This is a genomic window from Bacillus cereus group sp. BfR-BA-01408, from assembly GCF_022663305.1.
Taxonomy (GTDB): Bacteria; Bacillota; Bacilli; order Bacillales; family Bacillaceae_G; genus Bacillus_A; species Bacillus_A pacificus.
The window spans coordinates 1-15709 of the sequence record NZ_JAKUFF010000089.1 but is presented as its reverse complement, the minus strand read 5'-3'; the positions used below and the strand labels follow the sequence as shown (position 1 = coordinate 15709).

Here is a 15709-nt window from a genome sequence, read left to right as displayed (position 1 = left end):
GCTGGATAGTATCCTCCACCTGCTGCACCCGTTAATGCACCTGCTGTAAGCCCACCTAACACACCTCCAGCAAAACTTCCAGGGAAAAATCCACCGCCCCATGAGCCTCCACCCCAGCCCCATCCACCTCCGTGATGATGATGGTGGTAATCATGGTGATTGTGCCCTCCATGGTGGTGATGTCCCCCATTATGATGGTGACCTCCATGATTATGACGATAATACAATCCGTTATTTTCTATATAATTCATGTTTTCCCTCTCCTTTTTCATGTTCTCATCTTAATAGGTATTGTATGAATAATATGGATCTTGTTGGTAGCCTGTATAATAAGGATAATCCGAGTAATACGGATAACCATATCCGCCATAACCAAACCCAGGGCTGAGTAATGCACCTGCTACAAAACCTGGGAAGAACCCCCCACCAAAAAATGGTGAATGTCCAAAACCACCATGAAAACCACCGTGACCAAATCCTCCAATTGGACGACCATGCATTTTATTCACCCTCCTTTTCTCTTTAAAAACGTAACAATACACTGTATGTAGGACAAATGCGGAAAGTATGGGGAAATACCTACATTTTGTAAAAAACAGAAAACACTTTATAATAAAAATGTCACATTACATCTGCTATTTAGGAAGTCTATATTGAAGAAAGATTAGAGGAATTATATAGAAATGAAGAAACCTATTGTCCAATTACTATTAATATTTACAATTGTATCTATCGTTCTTTTCCTATTAAATACATCGTATATTTCGTTATATACATTTGTCGGCGTTCTCTGGTCCATTACAATTGTAGGAATTTCATTCGTTATTTTTATCGAAAATAGGTCTCCTCAAAGTACCTTAGCTTGGTTTTTAGTATTAGCACTTCTTCCCGTTGTAGGTGTACTTTTATACTCTATTTTCGGGCGTAGCCGTTGGAGAAGAAAAAAGCATCTCCATCGTTCAGAAGAACAAAGAAAATTATTCCGTGAAATATTAGAAGGAAGACGACTAGAGTTATCACTCAAAGTCCCATTAAGTGAACGCTCTACCCATTTAACAGAAGTTGTACAAAAATTTGGAGGCGGGCCTGCCGCAGATAGAACAACTACAAAACTTTTAACAAACGGAGATCAAACATTTTCAGAAATTTTGCAAGCTATCGAGCAAGCAAAACATCACATACATATTCAATACTATATTTATAAATCTGATGAGATTGGTACAAAAGTCCGGGATGCTTTAATAAACAAAGCAAAAGCTGGTGTTATTGTACGCTTCCTTTATGATGGATTAGGAAGTAATACGTTAAGAAGACGCTTTTTAAAACCTATGAAAGAAGCTGGGATTGAAATTGTTGAATTTGACCCTATTTTTTCAGCTTGGTTACTTGAAACAGTTAATTATCGTAACCACCGTAAAATCGTCATTGTCGATGGAGAAATTGGTTTTACTGGAGGACTTAATGTCGGTGATGAATATCTTGGCCGTTCAAAAAAGTTTCCCGTTTGGCGTGATAGTCATTTAAAAATCGAAGGAAAAGCGTTATATAAATTACAAGCAATTTTTCTAGAGGACTGGCTCTATGCATCTAGTGGTTTGAAAACCTATTCCTGGGATCAATTTATGAATAGACAATACTTCCCAGGTAAAGAAGTTTCAAGTGCAGAAGGTGCTGTGCAAATTGTAGCAAGCGGGCCAAGCTCAGATGATAAGAGCATTCGTAATACGTTATTAGCTATTATGGGCTCTGCAAAAAAATCTATTTGGATTGCTACACCATATTTTATTCCAGATCAAGAAACTTTAACATTATTACGTTTAAGTGCAATATCTGGCATAGATGTACGCATTTTATATCCTGGTAAAAGTGATAGTATTATTAGTGATCAAGCATCCCAATCCTACTTCACTCCACTTTTAAAAGCTGGTGCCTCCATCTATAGTTATAAAGATGGCTTTATGCATGCAAAACTTGTACTTGTTGATGACAAAATTGCAACAATCGGAACAGCAAATATGGATGTACGAAGCTTTGAATTGAATTACGAAATTATTAGCGTACTGTATGAATCAAAAACTGTTCATGATATTAAACGTGATTTTGAAGAAGACTTTAAGCATTCCACTGAAATTAAATGGAACGCTTTCCAAAAAAGAAGTATCAAAAAACGAATATTAGAGTCTTTTATGAGGCTCATTTCTCCTTTACTATAAGCAATCAATGTACAATTGATTGCTTTTTCTTTTATATTTGTCCCCTCCCCTTTTCTTTGCATACCATATTAAAACAAGTTATCATAAGATGTATTACTTTATGAAAATAATGTTAGGTGGGAAATACATGTTAGAACAATTTCATATACATGCTGATTTAAAACAACAGCTCTCTACAATTCACGAAAAGAATAAGCAAGAAGCTGGTGAAAATGCACATTTAATCGGTACAAAAATATATAAAGCATCTGATAATAGCATTATCGAAGATGCTATTACAGCACTTCTTCTTGGCAAAAACATTCTATTAAAAGGACCAACTGGTAGTGGTAAAACAGTACTAGCTGAAACGCTTTCTTCTTTATTCCAAAAACCAATGCATAGCATTAACTGTTCTGTCGACCTAGATGTAGAAGGTATTTTAGGATACAACACACTACAAACGAAAGATGGCGCATCTGAAGTTGCTTTCGTTAACGGTCCTCTTATGAAAGCGATGAAGAACGGTCATTTCCTATATATTGATGAAATCAATATGGCAAAACCTGAAACGTTACCGCTTCTTCACGGTGCATTAGATTACCGTAAAATGATTACAAACCCGTTTACACAAGAAGTTGTATACGGTGATGACGAATATCGCGTAATCGCTGCTATTAATGAAGGTTACGTTGGTACAAGTGAACTAAACGAAGCGTTAAAAAACCGTTTCGTTATTATTGAAGTTCCTTACATTCAAGGTGATACATTAAAAGAATTATTATTAGCAGAATCAAAATTAAACGATGTTACAACAATTGAAAAGTTCGTTGCATTTGCAAGCGATCTTATGCCTTTAGCTCGTGACGGCCGCGTAAGTGAAGAAGCAGCAAGTATTCGTGGCATTATTGATGCATGTGATTTAGGTGTATATATTCCTGTTATGCGTGCAATTGAACGTAGTATTATCGCAAAATTAAACGATGAAACAGAACAAATGACTGTCCGTGAATTAGCAGAAAGTTATTTCTTTGAGGGATAATTCATGAGACAAATTTTTAGTGACAAAAAAATTGATGCGTCGCTGTTTCTACAAATGGAAAACTTAATGTATGCCCTTCTCAAAGAAGATGATGCCTACCTTGAGTATGGCTATAAAGCATACTACGACGAAATTGAAAAAAAGGTTGTCATTAGTCACTTTTGGGATGATCGAAAAGAAGAGGATACAGTAATCGGATTAAAAAGCGAAGTGTTTTTAAAAGCACTTGGTAATAAACATTACTCGGACATGACTTTAATTCGTTCTTATGCGATTGAATTACAAGAATCACCCTTAAAAAAGTTTTTAACACAATTATTTGTTCTATTAGAAGATTTACGTGTTGAGGAAATCGTAAAAAACTTACGCCCTGGCACAAAGCATGTTTTTAAAAGAAGAAAAGAAATGTATCGCAATTACTTTAGCTCACAAAATGAAATCAATCGCGTTCGTAACTATCACGGTGATCGTCTATTTTGTCTATGCTATCTTTCATTAACGAGCGATAAATATGAAATGTTTAATAATGAATATTTCGAGCAAATTGAAGCTATTCTGCATGAAACATTCCAAGCTCGTAATACGGAAGATATTATGTATATCGTTGAGAAAATTCGCTATCGTTTAGAGGAGCTTCTTGAAAGTGATATGCTTAACAACTATTTCGGACATGCTCCGCTCTACTTATCTGTTATTGCAGATGAAAAAGACAGCCGTCCCGAAAAATTAGCAAATGATGATACACAACTCATAGATGACGATGAAAATAAAAACAAAATGGATGAAAGTTTCTCCACATGGCATCGTGAAAATAAAAATAACGAAAACGAGAACTTTTTACGCTTTGAATTAGAAAGCGGAACAAAAACAAATATGATGGGTGATACTGCTCGCGAATCAGAAGATGGTGACCAAGCACTTGGCTCTGTACAAGGTACTTCTCAAAAAAGTACACAATCCAACTTTGATGGTGCTGATACAGAGGAAGCAAGAGCCTCTCACGCTTCTAGTCAAAATGATGGTGCATACGGTAAGTATAACACTGGCGCTTCTCATACATTTAAAGAAGCACGCAAACCAAATCCTGACGAGAAAAAGGATTACCAAGCTATTAAATCAGTCGTTAATAAAGATGTAAAAGAATTAAAGAAAATTATCGAAAAAACGATTGAAAATAAAACGAATGCAAATAGTGATAAATATTACGGAAGACTTCGTAAGAAATTCCTTCGTATTTATACTGAAAAGCAGCCTCGCATGTTTTATAAAAAAGGGCAAGAATCACAAGAGCTCGACGTTGCATTCCAACTACTAGTGGACTGCTCTGGTTCTATGTATAACAAAATGGAAGAAACGAAAAAGAGTGTGGTCCTATTCCATGAAGCGTTGAAATCTTTAAAAATCCCGCACGCTATTAGCGGATTTTGGGAAGATGCTTCTAGTGCTAAACCTGAAGATAAGCCGAACGTTATCCATGAAGTTGTAACGTATAAAAACTCAACGTTACCAAACGTTGGTCCCGAAATTATGCAGCTTCGCGAAGAAGAAGATAACCGCGATGGATATATTATTCGTATCGTTTCTGAAAAGCTTGCAAAAAGACCAGAAAAGCATAAATTCTTACTTGTCTTCACAGATGGTGAGCCTTCTGCACTAGACTATCAACAAGACGGTATTTTAGATACGCATGAAGCTGTCAAACTTGCTCGTAAAAGTGGTATGGAAGTAATCGGGATCTTCATCGAAGAAGGCGAAGCAAAAGAAGCAACTTATCAATTAATGAAGAACATTTATAACCATCACTTCTTAGTTGCAAATCACGCTGAAGATTTACGTTTGAAGATTAAACCACTATTGAAAAAGTTATTACTGAAGACGATTGAATAGAAAAAACAGGAGCGTTGCGCTCCTGTTTTTTTCTTTCAATCACTTTGTTTCTGGCTGAAACTTGTATGGAATGGCTACTTCTAATAATGCCTCAAATCCACCATCGTAGAATGGGAATCGTTCATTTGCAATTGCTCTGTCCACCCACTCTATTGCAGAAATTTCTTCTTCATCTTCTGCAATAAGTTCACCTGTTACTACATTTGCTCGGAATGTAAATAATAGTGCATGATTCCCTGATTCTTCAAAGAATTTTTCATTGATCGCAACAAGTCCACCTGTCATAGCCGTTAAACCTGTCTCTTCTCTTACTTCCCTTACTAGAGCTTCCTCTAACGTTTCACCCTTTTCAACAGCCCCGCCTGGCAATGACCAAATATTTTGTTCTACATTATGTACCATTAATATTTTATCTGTTTCTTCGTCATGTATTAGTGCATATACGACATCAACTCTTTGCATGTTGCTTTTCTCCTTCAATTAACTCATCCATTGTAAATAAGGAATGTAGCTGTAAACCATCTTCTAATAAGTTTTCTTTTCCCTCTTTCGTTCGTTCAATCACGCCTAGAACATGGTGGACTTTCGCACCTAATCCTCTTAAATCTTTCGTGCTTAATAATATTTGACCACCTGTCGTAATAACATCTTCAACAACACAAACATTTTTCCCAGCAATATCAACGCCTTCTGCTAACTTGCATGTACCGTACTTCTTCGCTTCTTTTCTTACAAATACAACTGGTATACCTGTTTGTAAAGATAATGCTGTTGCTACTGGAATTCCTCCCATCTCTAAACCTGCGAGCACTTCTGTCTCAGGAGGAATGAGCTCTTTCAATTGTTTAGCAATTTCTACTAGCAGTACTGGATTAGATTCAAATAAGTACTTATCAAAGTATTGATTTGATACTTGTCCTGATCGAAGTTTAAATGTTCCCGTTAAACGTGACGTATTGTAAATTTCCTTTGCTAACTCCCATTTCTCCATTCCCTGTCTCCCCTTTACACACAAATTAACTCATTCTATCACACTTGTAATTATTTGTATATTCCTAAAATACAAACAAAAAAGGTCGATTCCTAAGAATCGACCCTTCCTATTAATTCATCACTAACTCAGCTGTGAGCTTTTTTTTTAACTTAGCAAGCATGTCCGTTGTCATTTTGTCTAAATCGTATTCTGCTTTAAAGCCCCACTCTTTCATTGCTGCTGTTGCATCAATAGAGTTTGGCCAGCTATCAGCGATTGTTTGACGAGCAGGATCTACAGCGTAATCCATCGTAAACGCCGGGATGTGTTTACGAATTGATGCTGCGATTTGCTCCGGCTCAAAGCTCATTGCTGTAATATTGAACGCGTTTCTATGCACAAGTTTACTTGGATCAGCTTCCATTAATGAAATGATCGCTTGTAAAGCATCTGGCATGTACATCATATCCATGTATGTTCCTTCTGCAATGTATGAGGTGTATGTGCCTTTTTTAATCGCCTCATAATAAATTTCAACTGCATAATCAGTTGTTCCCCCTCCTGGAGGAGCTACATAAGAAATTAAACCTGGGAAACGTACACCGCGCGTATCAACGCCAAATTTTTGATGATAATAATCACATAGTAATTCTCCTGCTACTTTGTTTACCCCATACATCGTAGTAGGGCGCTGAATTGTATCTTGTGGCGTATTATCTTTCGGCGTTGATGGACCAAATGCACCGATAGAACTTGGCGTGAAGAATTTACAGTTTAATTCACGAGCTGCTTCTAATGCATTTACAAGTCCGCCCATATTCAAATTCCATGCAAATAATGGATTTTTTTCTGCTGTTGCTGAAAGTAAAGCTGCTAAATGAATAATTGTATCTACTTCATTACGCTTTGCGATATCATGTAGTTTTTGTCCATCTGTTACATCTAACGTTTCAAATGGACCAGATGTTACTACTTCACTATCTGTTTCACGAATATCTGTTGCAATAACATTTGATGCGCCGTATACATCACGAAGTTTCATTACTAGTTCAGAGCCAATTTGCCCTAAAGAACCGGTTACTAGAATTTTTTTCATTTTCCCCACTCCTCATTTGCAAGCTATTCAAAAGATGTCTTTACTTAAATGATGCCCATTTCTTTCCCTACTTTTTCATACTTACGAATTGCCTCATCCAACATTTCTTTCGTATGAGCTGCTGTTGGCATATTACGAACGCGTCCGGTTCCTTTAGCTACAGTTGGGAACACGATAGATTTTGCATATACGCCTTCTTCATTTAGGCGTTTACTAAATTCTTGTGTTAATACTTCGTCACCAATAATACAAGGTGTAATTGGCGTTTCACTTTCCCCGATGTTAAAGCCAAGTTCTTTTAACCCTTGTTTTAAATAGCGACCATTTTCCCATAAACGATCATGCAACTCTGTGCTTTCCATTAAGATTTCAATGGATCTCATGCAAGCTGCTGCATCAGCTGGTGTTAATGCTGTAGAGAATAAGAATGGACGTGAACGAACTTTTAACCAGTCAATTAAGTTTTGTTTTCCTGCTACATATCCACCAATTACCCCAATTGCTTTTGACAATGTACCAATTTGGAAATCAACTTTATCAGATAGACCGAAGTGCTTTACAGTTCCTGCACCTTTTCCAAGTACACCTGAACCGTGTGCATCATCTACGTATGTCATTAAATCTAATTCTTCCGCAATCTCAACAATTTCTGGTAGTTTTGCAACATCTCCATCCATTGAGAAGACACCGTCTGTAATGACCATTAATTTATTGTAAAGACCTGATTCTTTCGCCGCGATTGCTTTTTGGCGTAAATCTTCCATATCAGAATGTTTATAAACGATAATTTTTGCTTTTGATAGACGACTACCATCGATAATGGAAGCATGGTTTAATTCGTCTGAAAGAATCGCATCATTTTTATCCATAACAGCTGAAATCGCTGCCATATTACAGTTAAATCCTGATTGATAAGCAATCGCTGCTTCTGTATGTTTAAACTTTGCAATTGTTTCTTCTAATTTAATATGCAAATCTAAAGTACCGTTAATTGTACGAACAGCTCCTGCTCCAACCCCGTACTTATGAATTGCACCAATTGCTGCTTCTTGCAAACGGCTATCTGTTGCTAATCCAAGATAGTTGTTTGAAGATAAGTTAATATATTCTTTTCCACCAATTGTAATGATCGGTCCATTTGAACTTTCAAGCGGATCAATTACGTTATAAAGCCCCTTTGATTTTAAATCCTCTAAATTTTCTTCTAAAAATTTTGCAAGTGTTTTACTAGACATCGTGAAGCCTCCCATCGTTCATGTAAGCGAATTATTGTCTTAATAGTTCTAATAATCCCTCTACTAGCTTAACACGTTTTCAGAATTTATTATAGAAAAATAGTTTAAAGTAACCGCTTACAATTCTAGATTATATACGATTCATTACAAGAAATCTATTATTTACTTTTCATATTTGGTAGAATAAAAAAAATATGTAAGGAGGCTTCAATCATGGCATTTACTGAATCAGATGTATATAATAACGAAGCATTTTTTGAACAATATATGAAGCGAAGATATCGAGAAAATAGCCCAAATGAGGCACTTGAAAAACCAGCCTTCTTTCAACTCATTAGTGATGTTAAAGGAAAGCGAATTCTTGATTTAGGCTGCGGTGATGCTAAGTTCGGTGAAGAGTTATTAGAAAAAGGCTGCCACTCTTACACTGGTATTGAAGGCTCCGAACTTATGTATGAAAAAGCTAAAAAACAACTAGAAAACAAAAATGGCGCCGTTCATTTTTTAAACCTCAAAGACTACACATACCCTCCTTCTACTTTTGATTTAGTAACATCTAGACTCGCCTTACATTATATCGAACATCTTCCTATCATTTTTCAAAATGTGTACGAAACTTTAAAGACAAATGGAACCTTTACTTTTAGCGTTCAACACCCTATTATTACCTCTTCATTTGAAAGCTTGCAAACGAGCGGAAAAAGAACGAGTTGGCTCGTCGATGATTACTTTAAACTAGGCAAACGGGTTGAACCTTGGATTGATCAAGAAGTTATTAAATATCATCGTACAACGGAAGAATATTTTACACTATTACAACAAGCTGGATTTACAATTACAAATTTAAAAGAAGCTACACCAGATCAAACTTATTTTCAAAACGCGGAAGAATATGAACGTCGTTTACGTATCCCCCTCTTCCTCTTATTCTCTTGCCGAAAATAAAAAAGACGATGACCCTCTCATCGTCTTTTTCATTATCTCATTGCCTGAGCAACCTCTTTACGTACACGTCTTCCTTTTCCATGTGGGATACAAAGTGGCGTCCCAAATAATGGATCTGTACTGATTTGACATTCCATTCGGAATACATCACGTACTAGCTTCTCATCTACTACTTCTTCTGGCTTACCTTGTGCATATATTTGTTTATCTTGAATGGCTACAATATTGTCTGCATAACGGCAGGCTAAATTTAAATCGTGTAGTACCATAACAATTGTTCTTTGTTCTTTTTCATTTAATTCGAATAATAAATCTAGCACTTCAATTTGGTGAGTCATATCTAAATAGGTAGTAGGCTCATCCAATAAAATAATATCTGTATCTTGTGCAAGCGTCATTGCAATCCAAGCGCGTTGTCGTTGTCCACCTGAAAGAGCATGCACATCACGCTCAGCAAATTCTGTCATCCCTGTTGCTGCAAGTGCCTTCTGTACCATTTCTTCGTCTTTTTCTGACCACTGTTTCAGCCATGTTTGATATGGATAACGCCCTTGTTTTACAAGTTGCAATACTGTAAGACCTTCTGGCGCTTGCGGTCCTTGCGGTAAAATTGCCATTTGACGGGCAATTTGCTTCGTTTGCATACTTTGAATCGCTTGATTATCTAACAAAATGTCACCAGTTGTTGGTTTTAACAATCTAGCTAGTGAACGTAATAAAGTTGATTTCCCGCAACCGTTAGAACCAATGAAGATTGTAATTTCGCCTTTTGGAATTTCTAAATTCAACTCATCAATAATAATTGTTTCACCATAAGACAACGTCAAACGTTTCGTCTCCAATGCTTTTTGCATATTCATCTCCCTTTATGAATTCCGACTTTTATAAAGTAAATAAATAAAATAAGGTGCACCAATTGCTGATGTAAATACCCCTGCTGGAATTTCAAGTGGGGTGAAAACTGTACGCCCAATTAAATCTGCAGCAAGTACTAAAATTGCACCAACAATCGCCGCAACTGGGAGTAATGCACCATATAAAGAACCAACTAGTCTTCGTGCAATATGAGGTGCCATTAAACCGACAAATCCAATTCCTCCAGCAAAGGCAACTGCTCCACCAATTAAAGCTGTACTAAGTAATAACATGAATACGCGTGACTTCGTTAAAGGAACACCAAGTCCTACCGCAATATCATCCCCTAGCTCTTGCGCATTTAAATGTCTAGCAGCTATAAATGATATTACCGTTAAAATGAGAACCCACGGCGCAAGTACCATGACATTTTGCCATGAAGAACCGTAAACAGTACCCGTAATCCATACATTCGCTTGACTTGCTTGATAAATTGGCGCTAATAACATAAACAAAGTCGTTACCGCTTTCGTTAATGCCCAAAACCCAACACCAATTAAAACAAGACTAATCGGCGATAACCCGTCATTTCTCCATGCAAATAAATATACAAAAAGCGCTACAATTGTTGCCCCAACAAAGGCTGCTAGCGGCATATAATGAATGCTTACAGTTAGCGCATTATTTTTATCACTAAATATAGCTAAAAACAATACAACTGCAACACTTGCACCACCTGTAATCCCGATAATATCCGGAGAAGCAAGTGGATTTCGGACGAGGCCTTGTAAAATACATCCTGCGATCGCAAGTGCGATCCCTACAAGAATAGCAATTAAAATACGCGGCATACGAAACTTATTTACAACCATATTTGACATCGCATCGCCATTTCCATTGATCGCTTGCCATACATCATAAGGAGCAATTTTCATGTCTCCCATACCTGCACTCGCAAAAAATAATCCTATTAAAACAACTAGTAAACTGAATAAGACGAGACAAGCTCGTTTATACATTAAAAACGAGAGCCCGCCTTTTCCTATACGAAACGGAATATACTTCTTCATTTGCTAAGCCCTCTCTTACGTGCAATATAAATAAAGAACGGCGCACCAATAAATGCTGTCATAACTCCTACTGGTACTTCTTGTGGCATAATGACATATCTTGCTGCGATATCAGCTAAGATTAATAGTATTGCACCTAACAAGCCGCTATACGGCACTCTCCATCTATGATCTACTCCAACAAGAAATCTGGAAAAGTGCGGGGTAATGATTCCAATAAATCCAATTGGACCAGCAACGGCAACTGAACCACCAGACAACAGGACAATAATAAGTAACACGAATGATTTCATTAAAATCGTTCGTTGCCCAAGTCCCTTTGCAACGTCTTCCCCCATCATCAATGTATTTACTTTCCCTGCCATCATAATAGATGCAATCCAACCTATTAATAAATACGGGAATACAGATTGTAAAATTTCTAACTTTCTTCCTTGCACAGATCCGGCAAGCCAAAATAATACTTCTTCAAGCGCCTTTTCATTTAAAACAAGTAATCCTTGTGTTAATGATGAAAATAACGCACTAATTGCGACCCCTGCTAATGTTAACTTAAGAGGTGTTGTCCCCTCTTTTCCTAAAGAACTAGAAGCAAATACAAGTACAGCTGCAACTGCTGCCCCTAAAAAGGCAATCCACGTGAAGGCTGATAATGACGTCACGGAAAAAATAACAATTGCTACAACGATGAAGAAAGCAGCACCTGAATTTAATCCAATAAAATCTGGAGAAGCAAGTGGATTCTTCGTTAAAGTTTGCATAAGACAACCTGCAATGGCTAAACTAGCACCAACACTTGCTGCAATTAATGCCCTTGGTAGACGCACATTTTGAATAATAATATGTTCATTAGAACCATTAAAATGGAAAAAAGCATCTAACGCTAATTTCCAACTCGTATTTGTATATCCAAAAATAATACTTCCCCAAATACAAGTAATGACTGCAATGATCCCAACAAATAATCCAATCCATTTTGCTTGATTTGTTTTTAATAACATGCAGCGTTTCCCCTTCAATGTATAATGATACGTTGTAAGTGTATTTCAACTTAATTCTCATTGTCAACGGAAATGAGAATTATTTTCATTGACAACGAGGCCATGAAGTATTATTATCATGCTTGCTATTGAAAAAAATTCTCACTATGTAGGGGGTACATAATGAATTTCATGCGAAAGAAATCGTTTACAGTATTTGTATTTTTACTAGCCTTTTCACTACTTTTAAGTGCTTGTGGAAAATCAAATACGAAAGAAGATACAAAAGAAGATACAAAAAAAGAAATGATTACAGTTGAACATGCAATGGGGAAAACAGAAGTTCCTGCTAATCCAAAACGTGTAGTTATTTTAACAAACGAAGGAACTGAAGCTTTACTTGAGCTAGGTGTGAAACCAGTTGGGGCTGTAAAATCTTGGACTGGTGATCCATGGTATCCACATATTAAAGATAAAATGAAAGATGTAAAAGTTGTTGGTGATGAAGGACAAGTGAACGTAGAAACAATCGCTTCTTTACAACCAGACTTAATTATCGGTAACAAAATGCGTCACGAAAAAGTGTACGAGCAACTAAAAGCAATTGCACCTACTGTGTTCTCTGAAACATTACGTGGTGAATGGAAAGATAACTTCAAGTTTTATGCGAAAGCATTAAATAAAGAAAAAGAAGGCCAAAAGGTTTTAGCTGATTACGAGAAAAGTATGAAAGATTTAAAAGCCAAACTAGGTGATAAAGTAAATCAAGAAATCTCTATGGTTCGCTTCATGCCTGGTGATGTTCGTATTTATCATGGTGATACATTCTCTGGTGTTATTTTAAAAGAACTTGGATTTAAACGTCCTGGTGATCAAAATAAAGATGACTTCGCAGAGCGTAACGTATCTAAAGAACGTATTTCTGCAATGGATGGCGATGTATTATTCTACTTCACATTCGATAAAGGAAACGAGAACAAAGGCTCTGAATTAGAAAAAGAATATATCAATGATCCGCTATTTAAAAACTTAAATGCAGTAAAAAATGGTAAAGCATACAAAGTTGATGATGTGATTTGGAATACAGCTGGTGGTGTAATGGCTGCTAACCTACTATTAGATGATATCGAAAAACGCTTTGTTAAATAATCTTTCCTTAGCCAGCTCTGCTTCTATGGAGCTGGTTATTTTTCAATTCACTTAAATGTCACATTATTTCATTTTGTATTTTTATTCCCAATATGTTATATTATAAAAGTAAATAGAATGTATTTTCTTTATATCAGAATAAATATTTTAATCTAAATTTTCTGATTAATCACTATTTTATTTTCTTTTAGAATTCAATTATTACATTTGAAAACGCTTATCATCTCGTTTTCAGGGCAAAATACAGTAACGGTTGAAGTAAAATAGACCTTTTTTAGAAATTTTCTTTCTATTTCCATATAATTCTATTGACTTCTAAATATTTTGTAAATTAAAATGATTACATAAATATCCGTTATACAGGATTAGGGGGAAACAAAAATGGATGCAGCTTTAAAATTAGACAAAGCTGGAGAGCAACAATCACCAAAAAAACATCCACCAGGATTGTACTTGTTGTTCTTAACAGAAATGTGGGAAAGATTTAGTTATTATGGAATGCGTGGCCTTTTAGTTCTTTATTTAACGACTGCTGCGGTTAGTGGCGGATTAGGATTTGATAAGGCGTTTGCAGTGCAATTATATGGTACTTTTACAGCGGCAGTATATTTCATGCCAATTATAGGTGGATGGCTAACGGATCATTATATTACAAGACGTCATGCCATTACTCTCGGCGGAATTATTATGGCAATCGGCAACTTTGTACTATTCTCAATGAATACAAAAACAGGACTATTTCTAGGATTAATACTATTAGTCATTGGTAATGGATTCTTCAAACCAAATATTTCTACACTGTTAGGTGAATTATATAGTGAAAATGATTCACGTCGTGACAGTGCATTTACTATCTTCTATATGGGTATTAACGTAGGTGCTTTCTTCGCTCCACTTATTTGTGGATTTTTAGCAGAAGATTTCTTTAAAACAAGCGTTGATGGCGTTATGGTTATGGGATATAAATACGGATTCTTAGCAGCTTGTATCGGTATGATTATTGGACAAATTGTTTTCAACTTATTAGCTCCTCGCTATCTTGGTACAGCAGGAACAACAGTTGTTGGTAAAAAAACAAAAAATCAACCTGCAGTCGAAAAGAAACCTTTAACAAAACAAGAAAAAAACCGCACTTGGGCAATTGTAATTTTAACTTGTTTCGTAGTATTCTTCTGGGCAGGCTTTGAACAAGCTGGTAGTTCTTTAACACTTTATACAGATAAATTTGTTGATCGTACAATTTTTGGATGGGAAATTCCAACATCTTGGTTCCAATCCGTTAATCCAGCGTTCATCGTACTACTTGCACCATTCGTATCTATGCTATGGTTAAAACTTTCTAAATCAAAGCGTGGCGATTTAAAAATACCAACAAAAATGGCATTTGGTATGATTTTACTAGGTATAGGTTACCTTGTTTTAACATTAGCGGTTCTAAAAACTGGAAGTAGTGAAGCTGATATAACTGTTAAAGCAAACTTATTATTCATCGTTATCACTTATATGTTCCATACAATTGGAGAACTATTCTTATCACCAATCGGTCTATCAATGGTAAGTGCAATTGCACCTGTTAAATTAGCATCATTACTAATGGGTGTATGGTTAGCTGGTTCAGGTATGGCTAACTGGTTAGCTGGTAAACTTGCTTCCTTTACACAATCATTAGGATACCTTGAAGTATTTGCAAGTATTGGCATTATCGTTATCGTCTTAGGACTTGTACTACTTCTCTTCTCTAAAAAAGTTGCGAGTATGATGGAATAATACAAAAACAGACGCTTCTAAAATCAGAAGCGTCTTTTCTATTACTTCTCCTCTAACGCCGTCACGTTCACGTGGACGCTTTCTCCAGGATTAGATACATCATACACTTGAGCAACCCCACTCTGCTCGTCACAGCTCTCAATCCATACTGGTACACCTTCATATGTAACGTCGATTCTACTTGAAGAAGATAAAATTTGTTTCACACGTTTTACATCCATTCTACTATCCCTCCTTTTACTTATTACACTCCTTTCTATCTTTTCTTTTCCTTTTAGAATATATTCCATATAGCAACATTTTAATGGTTAGCCTTTTTTCCTTACATATTAACATTCTTTCTCATATCACCTTCTAACAAATAAAAAAAGACGTAGATCCCATACGTCTTTTTCCATAATATTCAAATTTTAAGAAAATAATGTTTTTACTACTTCACTTACTTTATCATTATGAATTTGATAATACACTTCCAGTCCTCGTCGTTCAAAGCGTACTACTTTATTTTGTTTTAATTT

The 15709-nt window shown here is 36.1% G+C and carries 16 protein-coding genes and 1 pseudogene; 6 read left to right on the top strand and 11 right to left on the bottom strand.

The window, feature by feature from the left end:
- Both MR083_RS23625 and MR083_RS23620 read right to left on the bottom strand, forming a co-directional pair.
- Positions 1 to 272 (bottom strand): cobalt transporter (locus tag MR083_RS23625; RefSeq protein WP_242269916.1); only part of this gene is annotated, 272 nt, incomplete at its 3' end.
- 9 nt (positions 273 to 281) lie between these two features.
- Positions 282 to 500 carry a hypothetical protein gene (locus tag MR083_RS23620; RefSeq protein WP_000546156.1) on the bottom strand — a complete coding sequence of 73 codons (219 nt, stop codon included), beginning with the start codon at positions 498 to 500 and terminating at the stop codon, positions 282 to 284.
- 183 nt (positions 501 to 683) lie between these two features.
- Between MR083_RS23620 and MR083_RS23615 the strand changes: the two genes are divergently transcribed.
- The 3 genes from MR083_RS23615 (at position 684) to MR083_RS23605 (ending at position 5121) form a co-directional block, all read left to right on the top strand.
- Positions 684 to 2213, top strand: a complete 1530-nt coding sequence (locus tag MR083_RS23615; protein WP_000743047.1) for a cardiolipin synthase — start codon at positions 684 to 686, stop codon at positions 2211 to 2213.
- 127 nt (positions 2214 to 2340) lie between these two features.
- Positions 2341 to 3234, top strand: coding sequence for an ATP-binding protein (locus MR083_RS23610; protein WP_000892969.1), 894 nt, complete (start codon positions 2341 to 2343; stop codon positions 3232 to 3234).
- A 3-nt stretch (positions 3235 to 3237) separates the two neighbouring features.
- Positions 3238 to 5121 (top strand): vWA domain-containing protein, encoded by a 1884-nt coding sequence (locus tag MR083_RS23605; RefSeq protein WP_242269915.1) that lies wholly within the window; start codon positions 3238 to 3240, stop codon positions 5119 to 5121.
- 39 nt (positions 5122 to 5160) lie between these two features.
- Here MR083_RS23605 and MR083_RS23600 read toward each other — a convergent pair whose 3' ends face one another.
- From MR083_RS23600 to MR083_RS23585, 4 genes are all read right to left on the bottom strand, one after another.
- On the bottom strand, positions 5161 to 5583 hold the full coding sequence (locus MR083_RS23600; protein WP_001189933.1) for an NUDIX hydrolase: 423 nt from the start codon (positions 5581 to 5583) through the stop codon (positions 5161 to 5163).
- Positions 5570 to 6112: an orotate phosphoribosyltransferase gene (gene pyrE, locus MR083_RS23595; RefSeq protein ID WP_000417034.1), complete on the bottom strand. Its 543-nt coding sequence runs from the start codon at positions 6110 to 6112 to the stop codon at positions 5570 to 5572. Before pyrE ends, MR083_RS23600 begins: the two co-directional genes overlap by 14 nt.
- A gap of 112 nt (positions 6113 to 6224) precedes the next feature.
- Positions 6225 to 7190 carry an L-threonine 3-dehydrogenase gene (locus MR083_RS23590; RefSeq protein ID WP_000723136.1) on the bottom strand — a complete coding sequence of 322 codons (966 nt, stop codon included), beginning with the start codon at positions 7188 to 7190 and terminating at the stop codon, positions 6225 to 6227.
- A gap of 44 nt (positions 7191 to 7234) precedes the next feature.
- Positions 7235 to 8425, bottom strand: coding sequence for a glycine C-acetyltransferase (locus MR083_RS23585; RefSeq protein ID WP_000095906.1), 1191 nt, complete (start codon positions 8423 to 8425; stop codon positions 7235 to 7237).
- A gap of 213 nt (positions 8426 to 8638) precedes the next feature.
- Here MR083_RS23585 and MR083_RS23580 point away from each other — a divergent pair, with 213 nt between their 5' ends.
- Positions 8639 to 9370 (top strand): class I SAM-dependent DNA methyltransferase, encoded by a 732-nt coding sequence (locus tag MR083_RS23580; protein WP_000885935.1) that lies wholly within the window; start codon positions 8639 to 8641, stop codon positions 9368 to 9370.
- 32 nt (positions 9371 to 9402) lie between these two features.
- Here the strand turns inward: MR083_RS23580 and MR083_RS23575 are convergent, their stop codons facing one another.
- Genes MR083_RS23575 through MR083_RS23565 form a run of 3 tightly spaced genes read right to left on the bottom strand, consistent with a single transcriptional unit; the run spans position 9403 to position 12296 of the window.
- Complete coding sequence (locus MR083_RS23575; protein ID WP_001167956.1) at positions 9403 to 10224, bottom strand: ABC transporter ATP-binding protein; 822 nt, start codon at positions 10222 to 10224, stop codon at positions 9403 to 9405.
- Between the two features lie 12 nt (positions 10225 to 10236).
- Positions 10237 to 11295, bottom strand: a complete 1059-nt coding sequence (locus MR083_RS23570; RefSeq protein ID WP_000760061.1) for a FecCD family ABC transporter permease — start codon at positions 11293 to 11295, stop codon at positions 10237 to 10239.
- Positions 11292 to 12296 carry a FecCD family ABC transporter permease gene (locus MR083_RS23565; RefSeq protein WP_000925208.1) on the bottom strand — a complete coding sequence of 335 codons (1005 nt, stop codon included), beginning with the start codon at positions 12294 to 12296 and terminating at the stop codon, positions 11292 to 11294. The genes MR083_RS23570 and MR083_RS23565 overlap by 4 nt, the downstream gene beginning before the upstream one ends.
- Before the next feature lie 162 nt (positions 12297 to 12458).
- Between MR083_RS23565 and MR083_RS23560 the strand changes: the two genes are divergently transcribed.
- Both MR083_RS23560 and MR083_RS23555 read left to right on the top strand, forming a co-directional pair.
- Positions 12459 to 13424 carry an ABC transporter substrate-binding protein gene (locus MR083_RS23560; RefSeq protein ID WP_001010255.1) on the top strand — a complete coding sequence of 322 codons (966 nt, stop codon included), beginning with the start codon at positions 12459 to 12461 and terminating at the stop codon, positions 13422 to 13424.
- A 381-nt stretch (positions 13425 to 13805) separates the two neighbouring features.
- Positions 13806 to 15191, top strand: a complete 1386-nt coding sequence (locus MR083_RS23555; RefSeq protein ID WP_000338322.1) for a peptide MFS transporter — start codon at positions 13806 to 13808, stop codon at positions 15189 to 15191.
- A 41-nt stretch (positions 15192 to 15232) separates the two neighbouring features.
- Here MR083_RS23555 and MR083_RS23550 read toward each other — a convergent pair whose 3' ends face one another.
- Positions 15233 to 15412, bottom strand: coding sequence for an acid-soluble spore protein H (locus MR083_RS23550; protein WP_000382683.1), 180 nt, complete (start codon positions 15410 to 15412; stop codon positions 15233 to 15235).
- A 189-nt stretch (positions 15413 to 15601) separates the two neighbouring features.
- Positions 15602 to 15709: pseudogene (locus MR083_RS23545) on the bottom strand (ArsR/SmtB family transcription factor); the annotation flags it as partial.